Source organism: Phaeodactylibacter sp. (assembly GCF_040219495.1).
In the GTDB taxonomy this organism is placed as follows: Bacteria; Bacteroidota; Bacteroidia; order Chitinophagales; family Saprospiraceae; genus Phaeodactylibacter.
In genome coordinates this window covers 27,066-46,504 of record NZ_JAVJSK010000134.1, presented here as the reverse complement: position 1 = coordinate 46,504, position 19,439 = coordinate 27,066, and the positions used below count along the sequence as shown (strand labels likewise).

Below are 19,439 nucleotides of genomic sequence, written 5' to 3'. Positions count from 1 at the left end.
TCAACGCACGGGTACGTGCTTTTTTAGCGCGTTGCTTTAACCACTCCGATTTCCTTTTCGATTAGGTAGCTGTTGCGGTCAGAAGCCGTTCGGGAAATAAGCTCCGCGAGGAAGCCTGAAAGGAACAGCATCGTACCAATAACCATGCAAGTCAGGGAGATAAAAAAGTAGGGGTTATTCGTTACGAGAATGGTGGGCAGCCCCTGGCTCAGGCGGTACAGCTTACTGATGCCGATGTAGCCCGCCGCAAAAAAGCCGAGTACGAAGATAAAGACGCCCCACATCCCGAAAAAGTGCATGGGCCGCTTACCGAACTTGGAGATAAAGATGACCGAGAGCAGGTCCAACGGCCCCCGGATAAAGCGCTCGATACCGAACTTGGTTGTGCCGTACTTCCGCTCCTGATGCTGCACCACTTTCTCCCCTATCTTTTTGAAGCCCGCCCACTTAGAGAGCACCGGGATGTAGCGGTGCATATCGCCGTAGACCTCAATGCTTTTGACCACCGCATTGCGGTAAGCTTTGAGCCCGCAGTTGAAATCGTGCAGGTGGATACCGGTCATGCGGCGGGCGGTCCAGTTGAAGAACTTACTAGGCAGGTTTTTAGTGAGCACCGGGTCGTAGCGCTTTTTCTTCCAGCCCGACACCATGTCGTACCCGTCCTCGGTGACCATACGGTAAAGCTCCGGCAGTTCCTCAGGCGAGTCCTGCAGATCGGCATCCATAGTGACCACCACATCGCCCTGCACAACAGCAAAGCCCCGGTTGAGGGCAGCAGATTTTCCGTAGTTGCGGCGGAACTTGATGCCCCGGACACAGGCATTTTCCCGCGCCAGTTTTTCCACCACCAGCCAGGAGTTATCCCGGCTGCCATCATCCACGAAGACGATTTCGTAGGAGAAGCTATGTGTTTCCATCACCCGGCGTATCCAGGCTTCCAGTTCCGGCAGGGATTCTTCCTCATTAAAAAGCGGGACGACAATTGAAATATCCATGTATCAGCTTCTGGTCTTAAAGTGAAGAACGCGCAAAAATCAGAAAAGATGCTTATTTCCGGCTGGCTAATGCCGCCAGGCCCAGGGAGATCAGAAAGTATCCGATCAGGCTGCGGGCGTAGGTCAGCAGGGTATTTTGCAGGCCGACTTTCAAGCCGTCCCCTTCCAGGGATTCTTTGAAAGCATCGTACTGCTCTTCCGACAACATGCCCTTACGGGCTTCCAAAGTCTCAGACATCACCGCACGCTGTACCTCTTCCAGGCCCGGGTCAAAGACCCCGTGCAGCAAATAGTAGTACAGGTAGTATACCAAATTGGCGACTACAAAGACCGTAAAACCCACCTTGAGCGCTTGCTGAAACTCCAGCTTCCCGCCCAGGGCCTGCCGCTCATCATCAATGGATTTCCAGGCGATGGCCAGGTAAAGCCCCACCGTTGCCCAATTCAGGAAGGAATTGAAAACCAGTTCTTTATTAATCAAATAAAATAGCAGGTAGATACCCACGGTAATCCCACCTGCTATGATGCCGTACTTTACGCCTCGATTTTGCTTTAGCATATGCTTATTGGTTGTACGGCAAATATACGTGGGCTAAAGCAAAAAATAGTATGATCGCTAAGCTTCCCGCTTCATAATAGCGCCAATGATCAGCGAAAAGACAATACCGGCAATCAGGGCGCCGATCGCACCAAATAGAGAAAGCATCGCCGGGTTCATCATCCACCCCATCATCCCCATGGCTTTATCGGCATCGCTTTCGCTCATGCCCTGCTGCTCAATCAATTGCTCCCGGCTCATTTCCATCATCGTATCAATCAGGCCCGGCTCTACAAAGGAAAAGAAGATGTACCCCCATATGGCGGAAACTATCGCAATCATCAGTGATGCTATAAACCCCGTGTAAAAGCTACGGCCAAAGGTAATGTAGCCGCCCAGGTCCTGGTCGCGGTGCTGCCGAACCGACATGACGATTGCGGCAATCATCACACCCCAGGTAGCAAAATTAGACAGCCAGTTACTGCCTGAACTTTGCCCGGTGTAATCCACCAGCCCTGCCATGTGGATAACCAAGCCAACAACGATTAAAACCAGGCCGGCAAGCAGACCATGACGGCTGGCCGTAGGCCATGGTGAAACCTGCTGAGGATCAATTATGTCATTAGGATTGTCAAGCGTACTCATGAATGTAATGGTTAAAGTTGGTGAATAAACCTCAATATCGCTCAATTCCTGTTCTCTTGCCTGAATTTTCTATGAATGGGCATTAACAAACGACTGATTGTTATTGACTACTGCAACGGCACGCCCACGCAGTTCCTGCCCCAGCACCGGCGAATTCAGGGAGCGGGAATATACCCGGCTGCGGTCGTACACCCATTGGGCATCAGGTTGAAAGAGGGTCAGCTCTGCCATTTCGCCTTCCTTGATTTCGGGTAGATCGAGCCCCAGAATACGGCGGGGGGCATAAGCAATCTTTTCAACCAAGACCTCATCGGTAAGCCAGTCACGGAGGTGGGTGCGGCAAAGCGCATAAAGGGTCTCCAGCCCGGTTGCCCCAAATTCGGCATAGGGGAATTCCAGCTTTTTGGCTTCTTCTTCCAGTGGTTGGTGATTCGAGGAGATGATATCAATGGTGCCATCAAGGACGCCTTCCTGTAATGCCTCCCGGTCGGCGGCGCTGCGCAGGGGCGGCAGTACTTTGTAGTTGGAGTCAAAAGTTGTAGTGGCTTCATCCTCGTAGATGAGGTTCATCACAGCCACACTTGCGGTCACCTGCAAGCCTTTAGCTTTAGCTTCGCGTACCATTTGTACAGCGCCTGCTGTGGAGATATTGGCGAGGTGCAGGCGGCTTTCGGTGTATTCCAACAGGTGCAGGTCACGGCGTACCATCACCTCCTCGGCTATAGCCGGAATGCCCGGCATGCCCAGCGACGTGGAAACAATGCCTTCGTGCACCTGCCCACCGTGGCACAGGTGATCGTCCAAAGGCTGATGGGCTACTACTCCACCAAAGGCCTTTACATAATTAAGCGCCCGGAGCATCACCCCGGTATGCTGCAAGGCGACAGGGCCATCGGTAAATGCCACAGCGCCCGCCCGTTGCATATCGATCATCTCGGTGATTTCCCTGCCCGCACATTTCAGGGTCAGCGCCCCCATGGGGTAGAAGTTTACCAATTTGCCTTCCGCATTCTTACAAATGTACTGGACACCGGATTTCGTATCAATGACCGGGTCGGTATTGGGCAATGCCACTACAGCTGTAAAACCGCCCGCTGCTGCCGCTGCCCCCGCAGTATGCAGGGTTTCGCGCTGCTCCAGCCCGGGGTCGCCCACCTGCACACCGAAGTCCATCCAGCCGATTGACAGGTGCAGCCCTTTTGCTTCCAGTAAAGGGGCATCCTCCCCCTCAAAGGGCGTTTCCCCGATTTTCTGAATATACCCTTCCCGGATCAGCACACTGCGCACCTTGCCGTGGTGCAGGTTACCGGGTGCGATGATGGTAGCGTTCTTAATATGCAAGTCCATGCGCCTGTGATTATTGGTTCTCTAACAACTTCCGCGCCTTGAAGCAAATACTTTCACGAAAAAACCTACTCCTTCTGGTCGTATCTCGCGTCGCGAAAGCATTTCCCGCCAAAATGGTCAGAGAAGGTGATTATTCTACCGGATACCACCGGTTGTTCTTGAACAGATAATTTTGCCCTTTCTGATAAATCTCCGCAACATCATGCCGGATGAGCAGCTCATCTATATACAAAGGTGCCTCCCCTATGCCCTGATTATCCACCCAAAACCGGATACGGCTATCAGACCGCTGAGGGACAAAGCCCATTTCCACCAATGCCCAACCATTATTATCAAAAGTACGGAAGTGATCGTAAATGCGGTAGTGCTGCTCCTGCAATCGCTCCCCGCTCTGGGCATCATACTCTTCAATATGGAAAAAGCCAGTGGCCAGGCGGTCCACATACACGTAGATCCAGGTGGAAAAGGTATACCAGCCTGTACCATACTGCCGGGGCAAAGTGCCGTCAAAGAGGACATTCGGTTGGCTCACCTCGCCAGCGTAAGCTCCTCCGCCACGGTAGTAGCGCTCAGCAGAAAGCGTATCGAAGCTCTCGTAGTAAAAGTTGTGCGTGGAATCCCGGGAAAGGAATTTACCCACCGGGTACAGGGCGGCACTGTCGGCTTTCAGGGTATAGCTGATTTCGCGTACTTTAGCTTCAATCCGCTCTTCGAACGCATTCAAAGACAAGCGATACAAGGCGTACTGGTCATTTTCAAACAGCAGCTGTGCCCCAGTAAGCATATGCCCGTAGCGGTCTTTCTTTTGTTCGAACTGATACTTGCCCAACACCAGCAACAACGGCTTGTTATTGGGGAAATCTTTCAGGATTTTGGGGATGCGGTAGGGTTCGGACACCAGCTGCAACTGATTGTAGGATTGACTACGGCTTGTGCGGGTCAGTGCGGCACCGGTCGTAGGCAGACCGGTTTGCATGCCCAGCATGAGCGTCCATGGCATTACATTGCCAGATGTTTCAATCCAGAAGTTATCGCTGCCCAGGTTAAAGTAAGGCAGCGGTACTGTTGCCTGAAATTCCCGGTAGTCAATGCCTGGCAAATCAGCAAAAGTCTCGCCTTCGTGCAATTGCCGGATGTCATCCAGTTTCAGGTCGGGGTCGGTACAGGAATGATAGGCTTCAAAGCCAAGCAAGAGCAAAGCCCCAATGCCCAGACCCAGCTTCCACTGTGCTTTGGATTGGTCTATCCATGCCCAAAGCTCAGTGAAGACAATCAGGTTGATGGCGTAGTAAAAAGGCCAGTTGAAGCGCCCCACGGACCGGAATTGCTGATAGGGGCCGGTATAATCCAGCAGCCCTTCCAGCCCCGGAATAGTGAACGGTAACCCAAAAGATAGCAGCAGGAGCACCAGGCTCGTCAGCATCATTTTATTTAGGAACGGCTGCAACTCACCGCCTGCCTGCACAAATGACGCTTTAAAGCCACTGCTCACCCAGCGAATGGTAAGCACCAGAAGGCCAATTACCGCCACCAGCCCAATGTAACCCTTACCTTCAAAGCCCCCATCCTGAATGGCAATCACCTCCTCATTAATCCAGGCAAAATAAGGCATGGCTGTGGAGGTGACAATATCTTCCCAGATGGAATGAAAGTGGAAAAAACCCCAGGGGCGGGCAGCCCGGTCCGTCACCGGATTACTGTGGTACATCCAAAGGTAAAAGAAGACCAGAGGCGGCCCAATTTGCACGCTAAAGTGCAGCAGATAGCGGAAAAACCGGCGCACCGTAGGCTTACGCAAAAAGCCAAAGAAAAAATAAAAGGATATGGTCATCGCCATAATGACGAAATAGTAAAAGTGGATAAGCGGGAAGACCAGCAGCGCCACGGCCATCCAAAGGCTGTACTTCAGGCTGTGCGCTTCCTCCAGCCGGATGAGGAGGTAAAAGAGTATGGGAATCACCTCAATATGCGACAAACCGTAGTGCGCGACAAACCGGTAAATCTGGGGAGACAGGAATACGATGCCCAGACTGGCCACAGCCCCCCACCACGGAGCCGTACCAAGGCGCAAAAAAGAGAGGTAGAGGAAATAAGCCCCCAGCAATATGCCCAGCAGCAGCGAAAAGTTGACGATTGCCCGGGTATACCCCGTGATGTCCACAACGTAATCGCTCACGACTTTAATGAGCCCGGAGACAAGAGGCTGCGTAACAGCAGCCGAAGCATGATCGCCGTAGGGGTAATTCATCCCCTCGAAGTAGGTGAAGGAGCTGTCATGGCGGGCGTGGTATTCGATATTGGTGTACGCCTTAAGCCCATCGGCATAGGGCTCGATGACCAGATTGGGCGTGGCAAAGAAATCAGGGAAGCGCAACCCCAGTAGGGCAATGCCCAGCACAATTACAGCCAGGCGGCCAAGGTTTGCATCTGAAAAGCGGTCCTTCATGGTGGCGGCGTTCCTTGTTTAGGAGCAAATGTACGTTTTTGGGAGGAAATGAGGTGGGGTTTCACTGAAAGACCCTCGCATATAGACCGCAAGAGGGCTGGCAATTTTTTCACGCAAAGGGCGCAGAGCCATGCGCTGCCCCTGGTTTCACGCAGCGCGCGCAAAGAATGAGCCACAAAGGACTCAACGTCACGTTTGGCATACCTGGCTTGATAGAATCGTCAAGCCTTTCTTCGCGTGAAACCCCTCCGCGATCTCTGCGCGAAACCCCTCCGCGATCTCTGCGTGAAACCCTCCGCAATCTTCGCGTGACTCCCTCCGCGATCTCTGCGTGAAACCCCTCCACGGACTTCGCATGAATTCAATCCCAAACGCCCATAAAACAACCCAACCTTTCTTATCTTCAGCCCCGAAACCAAACCCAGGTCATTGGATACCACTCCTCCCATCATCAGACGGGCCCTGCTTGCCATCGCCCTGCTATTTATAGCCGGTTATGTGCTCATCGACCGGTGGGACGAAGCCCTTTACTACGGCGACAGTAACAGCTACTACCTCCATGTAGTCTCTTTTTGGATCAATCAGGATGTAGGCGACTACGATGCGACCATCAGCAGCCTGCAGGCTGCCAACCCAGGTTCTGCCGATCCCCGCGAGGATGAATTTGGCATACGCCTCACAGAACGCGGGCGGCGCTACATCAAATACACCCTGGGCGTGCCGGTGATGGAAACGCCTTTTTTCCTCCTTGCCCACGCCTGGGCGAAAGCCACTGATGCTTACCCCGCAGATGGCTGGAGCAAGCCCTACCTGCTGGCAGTAAGTTTTTCGACCATCGTGTACCTGCTGCTAGGCTTCTTTTTGCTCAGCCGGGTCCTGCAGCGATACTTCAGCAGCAAGGTGACGGCGGTAGTGCTGCTCACCCTTGCCTTTGCCACCAACGTATTCTACCACGCCACTTACGTCACAATGGCGCATGGTTTCCTTTTTTTCAATTACTGCCTGCTCCTATTTCTAACGGAAAGATTCTACGACCGCCCCGGCCGGGCCAAAGCATTCGGTATCGGACTGGTTGTGGGCCTGATTGCTTTGACGCGGGTGCCGGAAGTCATCAGCCTGCTTATCCCGCTGCTTTGGGGGGTGAATGGCACGGAAACCCTGCGCGAACGCTGGCAGTTCTTCCTGCGCCGGCCGGCTTACCTTCTGCTCGCCGGGCTGGGGCTGGGGCTTGCTTTCAGTCCGCAATTGGGTTACTGGTACTATGTGAGCGGGCAGTTGTACTTCAACCCCTACGAAGGTGAAGGCTTCAACTTCCTGCAGCCCATGATTTACAAAGGCTGGTTCGACTTCTCCAATGGCTGGCTGATTTACACCCCGGTGATGCTCTTCAGCCTGATCGGGCTGTTTCGCCTGCGCCGGCATGCTCCGGGCAAGCTGCTGCCTGTTGCACTGTTTGTGGCGCTGCACGCCTACATCCACTACTCCTACTACGCCTGGACGTACTTCCCGGGGCTGGGCTCCCGGCCCATGGTGGAGACCTATCCCCTTTTAGCTTTTGGATTGGGGGCCTGTTTCGCACCTTTACTTAGGCACCGTTGGGCAGCCGCAGGATTGGGGCTGGGGCTGCTGTTTTTCGCCTGGCTCAACCTGTTTCAAACCTGGCAGATGAAGAAGGGCGTCATTTGGTCAGAGCGGGGCAATGCCGCTTTCTACCTGGAAACCTTCGGCACGCTGCAGCCCACCTGGCACTCCATGGTCGCCTTCGACACGAAGGAACGGCAGCCGCGTGACACGACCACGCTACAAGCAGCCGGCCTGCTTTTCCGGGAAGGCTTTGAGTCTGCCGATCTTCCGCACCGGTCTACTGAGCAGGTTTTTCAGGGGCAGGGCGCTTTGCTGCCACCTGATGGCGACTACACCCTGTCTGATCAGATCGCTTTGGATACTGCACAGCCCGGCGACTGGCTCCGCATCAGCCTGCGTGCCTATATGCCCGCAGCCGACCGCATCTGGAACCGGGACCTGGGCATCATCCTCTTTGCAGAATTACGAAATGCAGAAGGCCGCCGCAAAAAACGCCGCCTGATGCGCCCTACTTCCTACATCGGCAACAGTGACTACTCCATCTGGCATGCTGGCACTCCTGATCAGTGGGGCGAGGCGGCTTTCTTCCTCCGGCTCCCGCGCGGCTTTGAGCCCGATTGGCAGCTCCGGCTTTACCTGCGCAATCCGGCAGGGCAACGGGTGTATTTGGATGAGGTGCGGGTGGAGCGTTATGTCCCCAAAAATTAAGGTTACGGCTTCATTAAGCTAACAAGAACGGCTCAAAATTATGTTGATGCAGTAATTGGACCTCCGCTTTTGGGTAAGCTTTTGCGAAAGCAACGGGTGTCTTAGCTTTTTTGGGATTCCATTTGAATTCGTAACCGTGCAGCTTCCCATCAGATTCTTCCACATAATCCAACTCCTGATGGTCATGTGTGCGCCAGAAGTATTGTCTGGGAAATCGCAGGCGTGCGTGCAGGTATTTCATGCGTTCTGCAACTAAAAAATTCTCCCATAATGCGCCCTGGTCTGCACGGCCCTTCAATGGCTGGTACTGCTGTATGATACTGTTGCGTACGCCCAAATCATAGAAGTAAACCTTCTTCTTTTTACTTACCTCTTTGCGGAGATTTCGGCTCAATGCGGGCAGGCGGAAAATGACGAATGCCTTTTCCAGCAGGTCAATGTACCTGGATACCGTACGTTCATTGACCTTCAACTTAAGGGCCAGTTCATGAATGGAAACTTCGTTGCCGATTTGAAAAGCCAGTAGCTGCAACAATTTGTGGACAATATCAGCTTTGCGGATGTTTTCAAAGACAAAAATATCCTTGTAGAGATACCGTGACGTTAAGTCATCAAGCAAAAACCTGGCATCTTCCTGTGAAGCTTGGACAACCTCCGGATAGGTGCCAAAACGCAACCAATTTTCCAGCAGGCCCAACCTTTCGCCGGGCCGGTGAAGTTGCCCGAGCTCCTCATAAGAAAAAGGGTATAGGGTGAATGTAAGCGCCCTCCCGGTGAGTGGTTCCCCGGTCCGCTGCGCCAGCTCAAAGCTTGAAGAACCGGTAGCTATAACCTGTACTTCCGGCAGGTGGTCTGCTATGACCTTCAGGATTTGCCCGATATCCGGGATATACTGTGCTTCATCCAGCACGATCAATCGGTGTGCCCCAAACTCACGCCTCAGCAATTCGGGCTCCTGCTGTTCCAATACTTGCCGTACAGAAGGTATCTCACAATTGTAGTAGGCATTTAAATCACCACCGTGCTCACGCAATAGCGTTTTGGCCAAAGTCGTCTTTCCAACTTGTCTTGCACCATATAGAATGACGATCTTCCCCCGAAACAACCAGCGGTTGACCACCGCCTGAAGCTGCCGCTGTATCATATTTTTTTGTACTAAACTACAAATTTTAATGTAATTTTTTGTACTAAACTACAAATTTTTACATTTATGACTAAGCCTGGAGTTTGGAAGGATCATTTTGCCTGTAAAAAAACACGCTGAGTGCGCTGAAACAAGCACAATATCAGTATCCGAATTTCACGGTTTATCCCGCTTTAGGGCGAACAGCGTGCATGTTAATTTTGGTTCCCCTAACAGCAGCTCCGTTCTCAATACCCGCATTTTTTTCCCTACATTTGTCAGTTCAGATAAAATCAAAGTAAAGGGAAGGCGCATCGTCGACGAGTACCCGCCTTCTGTACAGGAGTCGCAAACATGCAGTTATTCAAAACCGATACACAGCGCGCCACGCACCATGTGGTGTACGATATTTACCACTTTGCGGAGAAGCTCTACCTCCCTACTGCCTACATCGTCAGTGAAGATCAGGAAGGCTACCTGGCGCACATCAAGCAGAAGGCGCTCAAAGACACCATCGGGAGCTTTGAGCTGGAGCTGACGCCTACCCGCGACCGCCTCTTTGACCTCATCGAACAACTGCAGCCCAAACTGTTGGCGGAAAAATTCCGGCCCAACAAACGGAGCAAACCGACGCTGGAAACACTCCTGGCGGACCGCGACCTGGCGGGGCCCATTTACAAATACGTACATACCCGCCTGGCGGAACTCCTGGAGCGCGCCAATGCCGAAGGGCTGCCGTTGACTTGGCAGGTAGAGCGCACCGTGCTGGCTAAAGACTTTGTCATAGAAACCGGGCTGGAGCCCCTGGAGCCTCAGCTGTTTTTCAAACGGGAAAAAGCGGGTGTCCACTACCGCCTGCAACTGGCTGACCGTGACGGGGCCTGGGCGATTGGCTCCCGCGATGTGGTGCCCATTACCAACCACCCGGCCTGGCTCTTTGTGGACTACAAACTGTACCGTGCCCCCGCTATCAACGGCAATATGGTGCTGCCTTTTCAAAAAAAGGAAGAGGTACATATCCCCCGCAAAGCCGTCAAAACCTACTTCCAGAAGTTCATCCTGAAAGTAGCGGCTAAATCGGAAATCGAGGCAGAAGGCTTCGAGGTACAGCAGCACGAGGAGCTGCAAGCCTGCATCCTTGAGCCTGTGCAGGACCTCTTCTCCGGGCAATGGGTGCTTTCGGTACAAATGGCTTACCCCGGCAGTACGTTCACCTGGAGTGACCCGAAGGACAAACGCACGAGCCTTGAATTCGATGAGGGGGACGAGGTGCGCATCCTGCAGGCACTCCGCCAACGGGAAGCAGAGGCCGCTTTTGTGGAGAAGCTGAAAAACCAGGGACTGGAGGTCAACGCGCATCAGCATTTTGTACTTGCAGAAGCCCATGAAGACCGCTACGCCCTGCTGGAATGGATCAGCGAGAACCGCACTACACTTGAGGCTGAAGGCTTTACGCTAAAACTACCCTCAGCGGAGGGCAAGGCACTTTACCTGCACCCACCCAAAATGGAGTTGATCGCCAATCAGGATAATGACTGGTTCGACCTCAAAGGGCAGGTAACGGTTGGGGCCCACACCTTCCCCTTTATGAAGCTGGCCAAGTACATCCGCGATGGGATACGGCTCTTCCCTTTGCCCGATGGGCAGTTCTTTCTCATCCCGCAGGAGTGGATGGCCCGTTACAAGGGGCTGTTCCAGTTTGGGAAAAAAGACAAAGACCAGATGCGCCTGGCCAAAAGCCACTTCACCCTGCTGCAGGAAATTGGCATCAGCGCCGGCGATGAGGTAGCCGAAGAACGACAACTGGCCGTGGATTTCATACCCAGCAATCAGCTCAAAGCCGCCCTCCGCCCTTATCAGCTGGAAGGGGCAAGATGGCTGGTAGGCCTTTACGAAAGTCAGCTCGGTGGCTGCCTGGCTGATGATATGGGGCTGGGCAAGACGCTGCAAACCCTCACTGTCTTGCTATACGCCAAATCTCAACGTGCCAACCGCCAACAGGAAGCAAAAGAGCAGGGCACGACAGACACTGGCGCACAGCTCGGTCTGTTTGCGCAAGCCGATGACCACGATACGCTCAAGCCTTTGCAGTCGCTGGTGATTCTGCCGGCTTCTCTGGTGTTCAACTGGGAGGCCGAGATTAAGAAGTTCGCCCCTACCCTGCAGGTGTACCGGCATACCGGGCAAAAGCGCTACAAAGACATTCGCCTGCTGTCGCGCTTCGATGTCATCCTCACCACCTACCAAACCGCCCTGCGCGATGTGGAGGTGCTGAAGCAGATGGAATTTGAGTACATCGTGCTGGACGAAAGCCAGTACATCAAAAACAAGGACAGCAAGGTCTTCAAAGCCATCAATCAGCTGGAAGGGCTGCACAAGCTATCGCTCAGTGGCACACCGATTGAGAATTCGCTGTCTGACCTCTGGGCGCAGATGCAGTTCATCAATCCCAACCTGCTGGGCAGTTTCAACTTTTTCAAAAAGGAGTTCATCCGCCCGATTGAGCGCCTACAGGATGAGGACAAGAAAAATCAGCTCCGCCGACTGGTGCAGCCTTACCTGCTGCGACGGACCAAGGAGGAAGTGGCTAAAGACCTGCCACCACTGAGCACACAGGTCTTCTACTGCGAGATGACCGCCGAGCAGAAACGCTTATACGAACGGGAGAAGTCCTCTGCCCGTAATTATCTGCTGGAAAACTACGATGCCGACAATCCGCAGTTCCGCTTCAAAGTACTGCAGTCGCTGACCAAGATGCGGCAGATTGCCAACCACCCCAAAATGGCGGCGGAGGCTTACGCCAAAGGCAGCGGGAAGTTTGAGGACGTGATCGAACATTGGGAGACCATCCAAAAAGGCGGGCACAAAGTTTTGATTTTCAGTTCCTTTGTGCAGCACCTGGAGCTTTACCGGCAGCAGTTTGAAGGTACGAATCAGCCCTACGCCTGGCTCACAGGCAGTCAAACCAGTAAAAAGCGGGAGCAAGCTATTCAGTCGTTTATGGAAGAACCGGAGGTGCAGCCTTTCCTGATTTCCATCAAGAGCGGCGGTACCGGCCTCAACCTTACAGCCGCCGACTACGTGTTCATCCTTGACCCCTGGTGGAACCCGACGACCGAGCAGCAGGCCATCGCCCGGGCGCATCGTATCGGGCAGGACAAGCATGTGATCGCCATCAAGTTTATCACCAAAGATACCATTGAGGAGAAAATCCTGCGCCTGCAGAACAAAAAATCCAAGCTGGCCGAAGACATCATCGGCGATGTGGGAAAAGCGAAGTTCTCGAAGGGGGATATTGAGTATTTGTTTGGGTAGGCACTACTGGAAGATCATAAAGATCAATACCCAAAAACCTCCTCCATACTCAGCTTACGAACGGGCCCCACCTGTTCCAGTGCCGCCCAGTCCATACGGTCGGCGCTGCCCAATACGACGTGCTTGTAAGCCCGGTCACGGACATGCTCCTGATGGAAACGGAGCAGGTCAGGCAGTTCACTACGCTGTAGCCTTTGGTACAAATCTTCCCGCATATCCTTTTCGAAGCCCAATCGGCGGGCGGTCAGTGACTCCCAGAAGTATCGGCCGGGCACAATGCGTTCGCTTTCAATGCGGCGCAGGATGGAATGCCGGGCCTGCATCGCCTGCCCTTCCAGCACGGGCATATCCTGCAAAATGCCGGTCAGGGCGGGAATAGCTTCCTGTAGCTTGTCAGGCTGCGTGCCCAGATAGGCCTGCAAATAGTGCGGCTGGTCCAGGCGGTCGGGCGAACTGTAGTAGGCGAATGAGGAGTAGGCCAGTGCCCGCGACTCCCGGATTTCCTGGAAGACGATACTCGACAAGCCGTAGCCGAAGTACTCATTGTACCACTCGCTGAGCTGAAATTCATCGAGGCTGAAGTGAGATGTGCCCCGGGAAATCAGCATCACATCGGCCTGTACAATTGGGAAATCGAGGAAAAGCACTTCGTTTTCTGACGTATGGGGCTGTTCAAAGGACCTGCCCTCCGGTACCGGCTTCAACTGATCCGCCCGCTTGTGGTACTGCTGAATGACAGCAGCAACTTCCTTCACCGGGTTTGGGCCATAATAATGCACTATATGCTCATAATTGCTCAGGCCCTTGAGCCGCTGAATCAATTCCTCCGAAGTTAGTGCACGTACTTCGGCTTCCTCCAGACGGTAGCGGAAAGGCGAGTCGGCACCATAACGGGCATAGCTGCCCAGCGCCCGGCGCAGGACAAAATTGCGATTCTGTTTGGCATGCTCGCGCCGCTTAATCACATCAGCTTTCATGTTTGCCAGGGCCTGCTCATCGGGCTGCAGGTTGGCCATCACATGCTCCATGAGACGGATGCCCTCAGACATTGACTCGCTCAGGCCGCTGATCGTCAGATAGGTGTAGTCGTTATTGACGTGCACATCAAAAGATAAGCCCAGGCGGAAGAACTGCCGCTGCAATTCGGCTGCACTGTATCGGGAAGTGCCAAGGTAAGGCAGGTAGGCGATAGCCATTGACAGGGTGCGGCCAGAAAGCTTGTTAAGCTCAAAGACGTAGTCCAGGCGGAACAGCTCGTTTCGGTAATTGTGGACATATTCCAGGCGGAGCCCCGGCTGCAGATCGACCTGCTGAATGCCCTTTTCAAAATCTGCAAATACCGGTGGCACAGGCGGCGTATCTACCGAAAGAAAGTCCTGCGCGTATTCCGACAGGCGGTTGCGCTGCAATTGCACTGCATTGAAAGGCGGCTTTTCTACCTTGATGACGTTGGGGTCATCGCCCTGCTGCTTGTAGACCACCACCCGGTTGTCGCCCAGATTGGCTTGCGCAAATTCCATAACGTCCCCTTTGGTCACTTTCTCCCACCAGTCGAAACGGCTGATCATCCGCTCCCAGCCGATGCCCAAAACAAAGGCTTGCGTGATCAGGTCTACCCGGCCGCGATTGCTCTCGGTAAGCTTCACTTCCCGCAGGCGGATATCTTTGATGGCCGCTTCGAGCATCCAATCCGCGAAGTCGCCATCCCGGAGGCGCTGTACTTCCTGCAGCAGCAAAGCTTCCACCTCCTCCATAGACTGCCCTTCCCTCGGGCGGGCTACGATGCCAAGTGCCGTATAGTCCTGGAACTGCCAGGACCAGGCACTCCCGTCAAGGACCCGCTGCTGCTGATTGAGGTTGAGGTCGAGCAGCCCCGCCTGATAGTTGTGCAGCAAGTTCTGAATGAGCGACAGCATCATGGGGTCATCTGAAGCAGCGCCCTGAAAGCGCCAGGCGATATCCACAAAGGGTGCTTCCTGCCCCCAGGCTTCGAGCCTTACCGGTTCCTCAATCGGGGGGGCGGGCTCGTAGCTGAATGGAGGCACAGCACCGGGCTCGAAGACACCGAAGTGGGCTTCCGCCAGCGCAACGGCCTGTTCCGGTTCAAAGTCACCGGACAGGATGAGCGCCATGTTATTCGGCACATAGTAGGTACGGAAAAATTCCTGTATTTTCTTTTGGGAAGGGCTGCGCAGATGCTCAGCCGAGCCAATTGTGGTCTGCGTACCGTAGGGGTGATTGGGGAATAATGCCTCCCGGATCATCCGGTTGACTTTTCGATTATCCTGATCCTGCCCGATATTGAACTCCTCGTACACCGTTTCCAGTTCGGTATGGAACAGGCGCAGGGCCATCATCCGGAAGCGCTCGGATTCCAGGCGCATCCAACGCTGCAGCTCATTGGACGGTATATTGTTGATATAAACCGTTTGGTCTACAGAAGTGTAAGCATTGGTATCCTTGGCACCTATTGCGCCCGATAGCAGGTCGTATTCATTGGGGGCAACGAGCTTTGCCGCTTCGTTAGACAAACGGTCGATTTCCTGATAGATCTCACGCCGTGCCTCCGGATTGCGGGTAGCACGGTGCTGTTCGTACAGGTCTGAAATCTGCTCCAGAAACTTCGACTCCTGCGCCCAGTCCAGGGCACCGATGCGGCTTGTTCCCTTGAAGAGCATATGCTCCATGTAGTGGGCCAGGCCTGTTGCATCAGCCGGATCCTGCTTGGAGCCCGCACGCACAACGATATTGGTGTGAATACGAGGCTCCTCCGGATTGACGGAAAGGAACAGAGTCATGCCATTGCGCAGGGTATAAATCTGCACCTGAAGCGGGTCGCCGGCAATGGTTTTTGGAACTAGGGAAGTGGTTGTTGACATAGTCTAACGCTTATTCTGATGGACTTTTGCAACAACAAGATGGGGTTGGATTAAGTTTTAATTTACTCTTCCAACTCCTTCAACTTACGGCGAGCTACCATGCCGTGCCGCATTCGCCATTTAGGGGTTTCCAGCAGTGCCGGGCGGACACTGAAGTCATAATCATCGCAGTACTGCGTGCAGAAGAAGCTATTCTTATCAATGGCAATTGGCGAGGCGATCTCCGCCAGTTCGGGGATGATCTCGTACAGCTCCTCCGGAATATCGGGCAGGATAAAGTCTACCTGGTCCATACCTTCCATTTTACCCCAGAGGTGCCAGCTTGCAAGGGGGCGCCCCTGCCCCAGGCTGTAGTAGTAGGAAATGGCATAGTGCTGCCCCTCGTCGCTACCTGCAGCAAAAGTAAAGCTTTTGCTTTCCGACCGGAGGAAGGAAGGTTCAAAGCTGAACGTATCGATTCTGGCCGGCAGTGCCTCCTTATAAGTGCCGTAAAGGGCAATGCCTTTGTTGTTGATATCTGAAAGGAACAAAGTGAGCGAGTCGAAATTCACACCACCCGGCAGAAAATAGCGTATCGTGTCCGTAGCCACGGATTGACCTTGTGCACTATTGAACAGATGGAACTCAGCCCCATCTTTCAGGCCCTTTACCGTGCCTTGCCATTCTGTTTTGTAAGGCATAGCGATTTTGCCCATGTAGACGGTCTTGCCCAGGCCTTCCCGCGAAAGCTCAAAGTTGTTGTCGGCGGTCATCGGGCTGGTAAAATGGCGCAGGAAGTTCTCTCCCGGCAGGCGCATGACTGCAAAAATCCCGGCATCATCCTCCAGCTTAGCGCTGATATTGAGTATGCCCCGGTTTACCCGGTACTCCGGCCGGCGGGTCAGCGGGCCAAACAACTGGAACTCCTCCACGCCGTTCACGTCCGCCACCCGTACGTTGAAGGGGCGGTAGTTTGGCGCTTTCGCCCGGGCGTTTACGGAACCAACGATAGCACCGTCTTTCAGGCCGATGTAGGTGGTATTCTCAAAGCTGTAATAGCCCTGGTCTTCCACTTGTTCCACAAGCGTGAGGGCAAGGGCCTCCCCTACACGCTGCCGCACCTGAAAGGTATGGGAAGAATCCTTAGGCAGTTGCCCCGCAAAAGCAAAATAGCGGAGCACGCCGTACTGATTACTCACCATAATGGCTTTGAGGTCTTCAGATTGCAAGCGGTCTTTATCAACCGAAAGAGTGAGGGTCTGTGCCGGCAGGAGCGCTGTCAGCAGCAGGAGGATACAGAACGAAAAAAATTTAGCCCCGGTCATGGATTTATATTTTTGTCTCATGGACTAAGATAACACGCCTTTACGGAAAAAGGTGTTGTGGAATTGTTAAGCCCGGCTACCAACTTACCCCGGCACCACCACCGCCGGAGCTGCCACCGCCGAAGGAACTACCTCCCCCGCCGCCAAAGGAGCCACCACCGCCGGAGGAGCTGCTTTTCTTGGGAATTGTAACGATGCGGCGTTTACGGTAATTGCAGTTTTTGCAAGTATGGATGATCTCCTTTTGCCCGGATCGGCTATAGGTGGCGCTGCGCAAAACCCGGGTGTCTGATAAGGCATACGTGCTAAACTGGCACTTCGGGCAGGCTTTGTATTTACTCCACCGCTTTTTGTAGGGCAAAATGAGAATATCCTCCTCATCTTCCGTAATCCACACATCGTAGTCGACCGAGCCCAGGTGCTCCTCCACCACCTGCCCCAATTCCAAATAGCGGTCATCTTCAACTTCGTGCAACTTGTGCATAATGGCACCGGTTTTGCGGCCATAACGGGGCTGATTGCGGAGCTTCTTCAGGTGCCGGCTGATCAAGGGGTAGAACAAAGCGTAGGGCAATGGGAATAAAATGATGAATACCCAGCTGTGTACCTTGCGCACCATCATGAAGCGATCGTACAATTCCTGCTTGCTGTAGTTGGTGTAGATGAGCCAGATGATGAGAAAGAGCACGAACAGGGCATCTGCTACTCCGTACCAAAACAGGAAGTTGGGCACGCCACGCACCATTTGCCGGGGTACCGGCCCACTGGAGCGGATTTCCTCAATCGTCTCCGGGTTTTCCAATATTTCCCTGATGCGCTGCGTAGCAGCAATAAGGCCTGCACCGTAGTTGCCCTCCCGGAAATAAGGTACCAGTTCCTGCATGCCGATGCGGTAGCAGATCGCATCCGGCAGTACGCCTTCGAGTCCGTAGCCCGTCTCAAACTCCGTGCGGCGCTGATCCATAACGGAGAAGACCAGGAGCCCGTTGTCCACATCTGCCTGCCCGATGCCCCAGTGGTTGAACAGGCGGGTGGTAAAGTCCTTGGGGTTCTCCTGCCCGATAGAATTGACGATAACAACCGCCACCTGAGCGGTGCTATTCTGCTCCAGTTCCCGGCACAGGGCGTTGAGGGCGCTGCGGTCTTGCGGGGTTAGAATACCATCGGGGTCACTGACGTAGCCCCCGCCGTTGTCTTTGGGGTTGGGGAGATTCTCTACGGTATAGGCGGACTGTGCCGTTGCGGCAAAAGTCAGCATCAATAATACGGCCAGGAGCAGCCATCGGGTATACATAGGAATAGGAATTAGCTGACCACTAAGGTACAGCTTTCAGTTCAATTTTGTCGGTGGGGTTGAGAAGGCGATCGAAGTCGGAAAAATTATTAGTGTACAGCACGGACACTTCTGCCTTCAAAGCCGCCTGCAGGTGCAGCGCATCGTAAATCACTCCACTGACCAGCCCCTTTTGGGCGCAGCGGTGAAGGGCGGCTTCGTAGTCAGACCTGGCCAATTCAACAATTTCAAAAATAGCCCCGATCTCTTTTGTGATCAACTGGAAAGCCAAATCCGGTGGAATCGCCAAGCCTTTGGGCAGCTTTGTCAGGTTGGAATACAATTCGGCATAGGTATGTGTAACTGAGGTAACGCCTACTCCACTGCTTAGCGCATTGTCCATCAACTGAAGACTTGCTTTATGCTGAGGGTGGGCCGAAACCAATGCCGGAAGCAAAACAGAAGTATCAAAATAATGCCTGATCATAAGCCCATTATTTTTTGGTCTCTTTCCTCACGTGAGGTCTTAATCAGGCTTGCAGCGTCAGGGGCGTCCTCTTGCTCCAGGCTTTCTTCAAATAAAAAAAACGGGAAGCCTTCAGCAGAATGTGTTAATTGCGGTGCTGCTACCGGCTGCTTTTTAAGGTAAATTCCCTCCTGCTCGTTCACCTGCCCTATTTCCAGATATTGCCCAGCCTTCAACCCCAGTTCCTCCCGGACTTTTTTGGGGATCAGAATGCGCCCAAACTTGTCTATTTTGACTTCCATAATCCTTATTTTGCCAATAAAACTAAAAAATTGCCAAAACAGTTCCAATACCGGAATGCTTATAGTCCAACAACTCAGGATTTGTGAAATCATGGCGTAGCTATTTTTTTAACTCGCAAGGCGGAAAACGCAGGCGATGCCTAAGCATCGGCGAGGCTTTGCAACGAGGTGAGATAGGAAAAGAGCAAGTCAGGAATCACAAATCTTGGGTTGGCGGACTATTAACCCGACGCAACAATCCGGAATCAAAATTGTCCATTCCGGCATATCCTACTATTTTAGCCGTTCAGAACTAAAAAACAATCGCATATCCATGCCCGACTACCAAGACCACCAACCTTTGCCCGATGACGGGCCACCACCTATCCTGAAGACCTGGAACCGGATGTACCTGTTTGTGCTCATCCTGCACGCCATCATTATCACCTTATTCTACTGGTTTACACAAGCTTATTCCTAAGGCAGTTGCCTGCCATTGGGGCACAACCTGCTGCCCATCCTCACTAAAAAAGAC

At 53.4% G+C, this 19,439-nt stretch carries 14 protein-coding genes; 3 read left to right on the top strand and 11 right to left on the bottom strand.

The genetic code is table 11. The annotated features are described in order from the left end of the window. Nucleotides 1–23: 23 nt before the first annotated feature. From RIC19_RS21390 to RIC19_RS21370, 5 genes are all read right to left on the bottom strand, one after another. Complete coding sequence (locus RIC19_RS21390; RefSeq protein WP_350180410.1) at nt 24–995, bottom strand: glycosyltransferase family 2 protein; 972 nt, start codon at nt 993–995, stop codon at nt 24–26. 52 nt (nt 996–1,047) lie between these two features. Continuing rightward, nucleotides 1,048–1,554 carry a DUF4199 domain-containing protein gene (locus tag RIC19_RS21385; protein WP_350180409.1) on the bottom strand — a complete coding sequence of 169 codons (507 nt, stop codon included), beginning with the start codon at nt 1,552–1,554 and terminating at the stop codon, nt 1,048–1,050. Between the two features lie 57 nt (nt 1,555–1,611). Then, nucleotides 1,612–2,178 carry a DUF4199 domain-containing protein gene (locus RIC19_RS21380; protein WP_350180408.1) on the bottom strand — a complete coding sequence of 189 codons (567 nt, stop codon included), beginning with the start codon at nt 2,176–2,178 and terminating at the stop codon, nt 1,612–1,614. A gap of 69 nt (nt 2,179–2,247) precedes the next feature. Next, a complete protein-coding gene (locus RIC19_RS21375) occupies nt 2,248–3,525 on the bottom strand; it encodes a dihydroorotase (protein ID WP_350180407.1) in 1,278 nt (425 codons plus the stop codon). Between the two features lie 130 nt (nt 3,526–3,655). Next, nucleotides 3,656–5,971 carry a hypothetical protein gene (locus RIC19_RS21370; RefSeq protein ID WP_350180406.1) on the bottom strand — a complete coding sequence of 772 codons (2,316 nt, stop codon included), beginning with the start codon at nt 5,969–5,971 and terminating at the stop codon, nt 3,656–3,658. A 429-nt stretch (nt 5,972–6,400) separates the two neighbouring features. Between RIC19_RS21370 and RIC19_RS21365 the strand changes: the two genes are divergently transcribed. Beyond that, the gene (locus RIC19_RS21365) at nt 6,401–8,263 is read left to right on the top strand and encodes a hypothetical protein (RefSeq protein ID WP_350180405.1); all 1,863 of its coding nucleotides are present in this window, start codon (nt 6,401–6,403) and stop codon (nt 8,261–8,263) included. A 13-nt stretch (nt 8,264–8,276) separates the two neighbouring features. On the opposite strand, the gene RIC19_RS21360 is transcribed toward RIC19_RS21365, so the two are convergent. Beyond that, a complete protein-coding gene (locus RIC19_RS21360; protein ID WP_350180404.1) occupies nt 8,277–9,407 on the bottom strand; it encodes an ATP-binding protein in 1,131 nt (376 codons plus the stop codon). A 333-nt stretch (nt 9,408–9,740) separates the two neighbouring features. On the opposite strand from RIC19_RS21360, the gene RIC19_RS21355 reads away from it, so the two are divergent. After that, a complete protein-coding gene (locus RIC19_RS21355; protein ID WP_350180403.1) occupies nt 9,741–12,701 on the top strand; it encodes a DEAD/DEAH box helicase in 2,961 nt (986 codons plus the stop codon). Nucleotides 12,702–12,724: 23 nt separating this feature from the next. On the opposite strand, the gene RIC19_RS21350 is transcribed toward RIC19_RS21355, so the two are convergent. The 5 genes from RIC19_RS21350 to RIC19_RS21330 all read right to left on the bottom strand — a co-directional run bounded on the left by RIC19_RS21350 (nt 12,725) and on the right by RIC19_RS21330 (nt 18,925). Next, complete coding sequence (locus RIC19_RS21350) at nt 12,725–15,580, bottom strand: M16 family metallopeptidase (RefSeq protein ID WP_350180402.1); 2,856 nt, start codon at nt 15,578–15,580, stop codon at nt 12,725–12,727. Nucleotides 15,581–15,642: 62 nt separating this feature from the next. Next, nucleotides 15,643–16,884: a M14 family metallopeptidase gene (locus RIC19_RS21345; protein WP_350180401.1), complete on the bottom strand. Its 1,242-nt coding sequence runs from the start codon at nt 16,882–16,884 to the stop codon at nt 15,643–15,645. A 76-nt stretch (nt 16,885–16,960) separates the two neighbouring features. Then, nucleotides 16,961–18,178, bottom strand: coding sequence for a TPM domain-containing protein (locus RIC19_RS21340; RefSeq protein WP_350180400.1), 1,218 nt, complete (start codon nt 18,176–18,178; stop codon nt 16,961–16,963). A gap of 22 nt (nt 18,179–18,200) precedes the next feature. Beyond that, entirely contained in the window at nt 18,201–18,644 is a 444-nt protein-coding gene (locus RIC19_RS21335) for a type II toxin-antitoxin system VapC family toxin (protein WP_350180399.1), read from the bottom strand. Further along, the gene (locus RIC19_RS21330; protein WP_350180398.1) at nt 18,641–18,925 is read right to left on the bottom strand and encodes an AbrB/MazE/SpoVT family DNA-binding domain-containing protein; all 285 of its coding nucleotides are present in this window, start codon (nt 18,923–18,925) and stop codon (nt 18,641–18,643) included. The genes RIC19_RS21335 and RIC19_RS21330 overlap by 4 nt, the downstream gene beginning before the upstream one ends. 313 nt (nt 18,926–19,238) lie before the next feature. Between RIC19_RS21330 and RIC19_RS21325 the strand changes: the two genes are divergently transcribed. Beyond that, complete coding sequence (locus RIC19_RS21325; RefSeq protein WP_350180397.1) at nt 19,239–19,385, top strand: hypothetical protein; 147 nt, start codon at nt 19,239–19,241, stop codon at nt 19,383–19,385. Nucleotides 19,386–19,439: the final 54 nt, after the last annotated feature.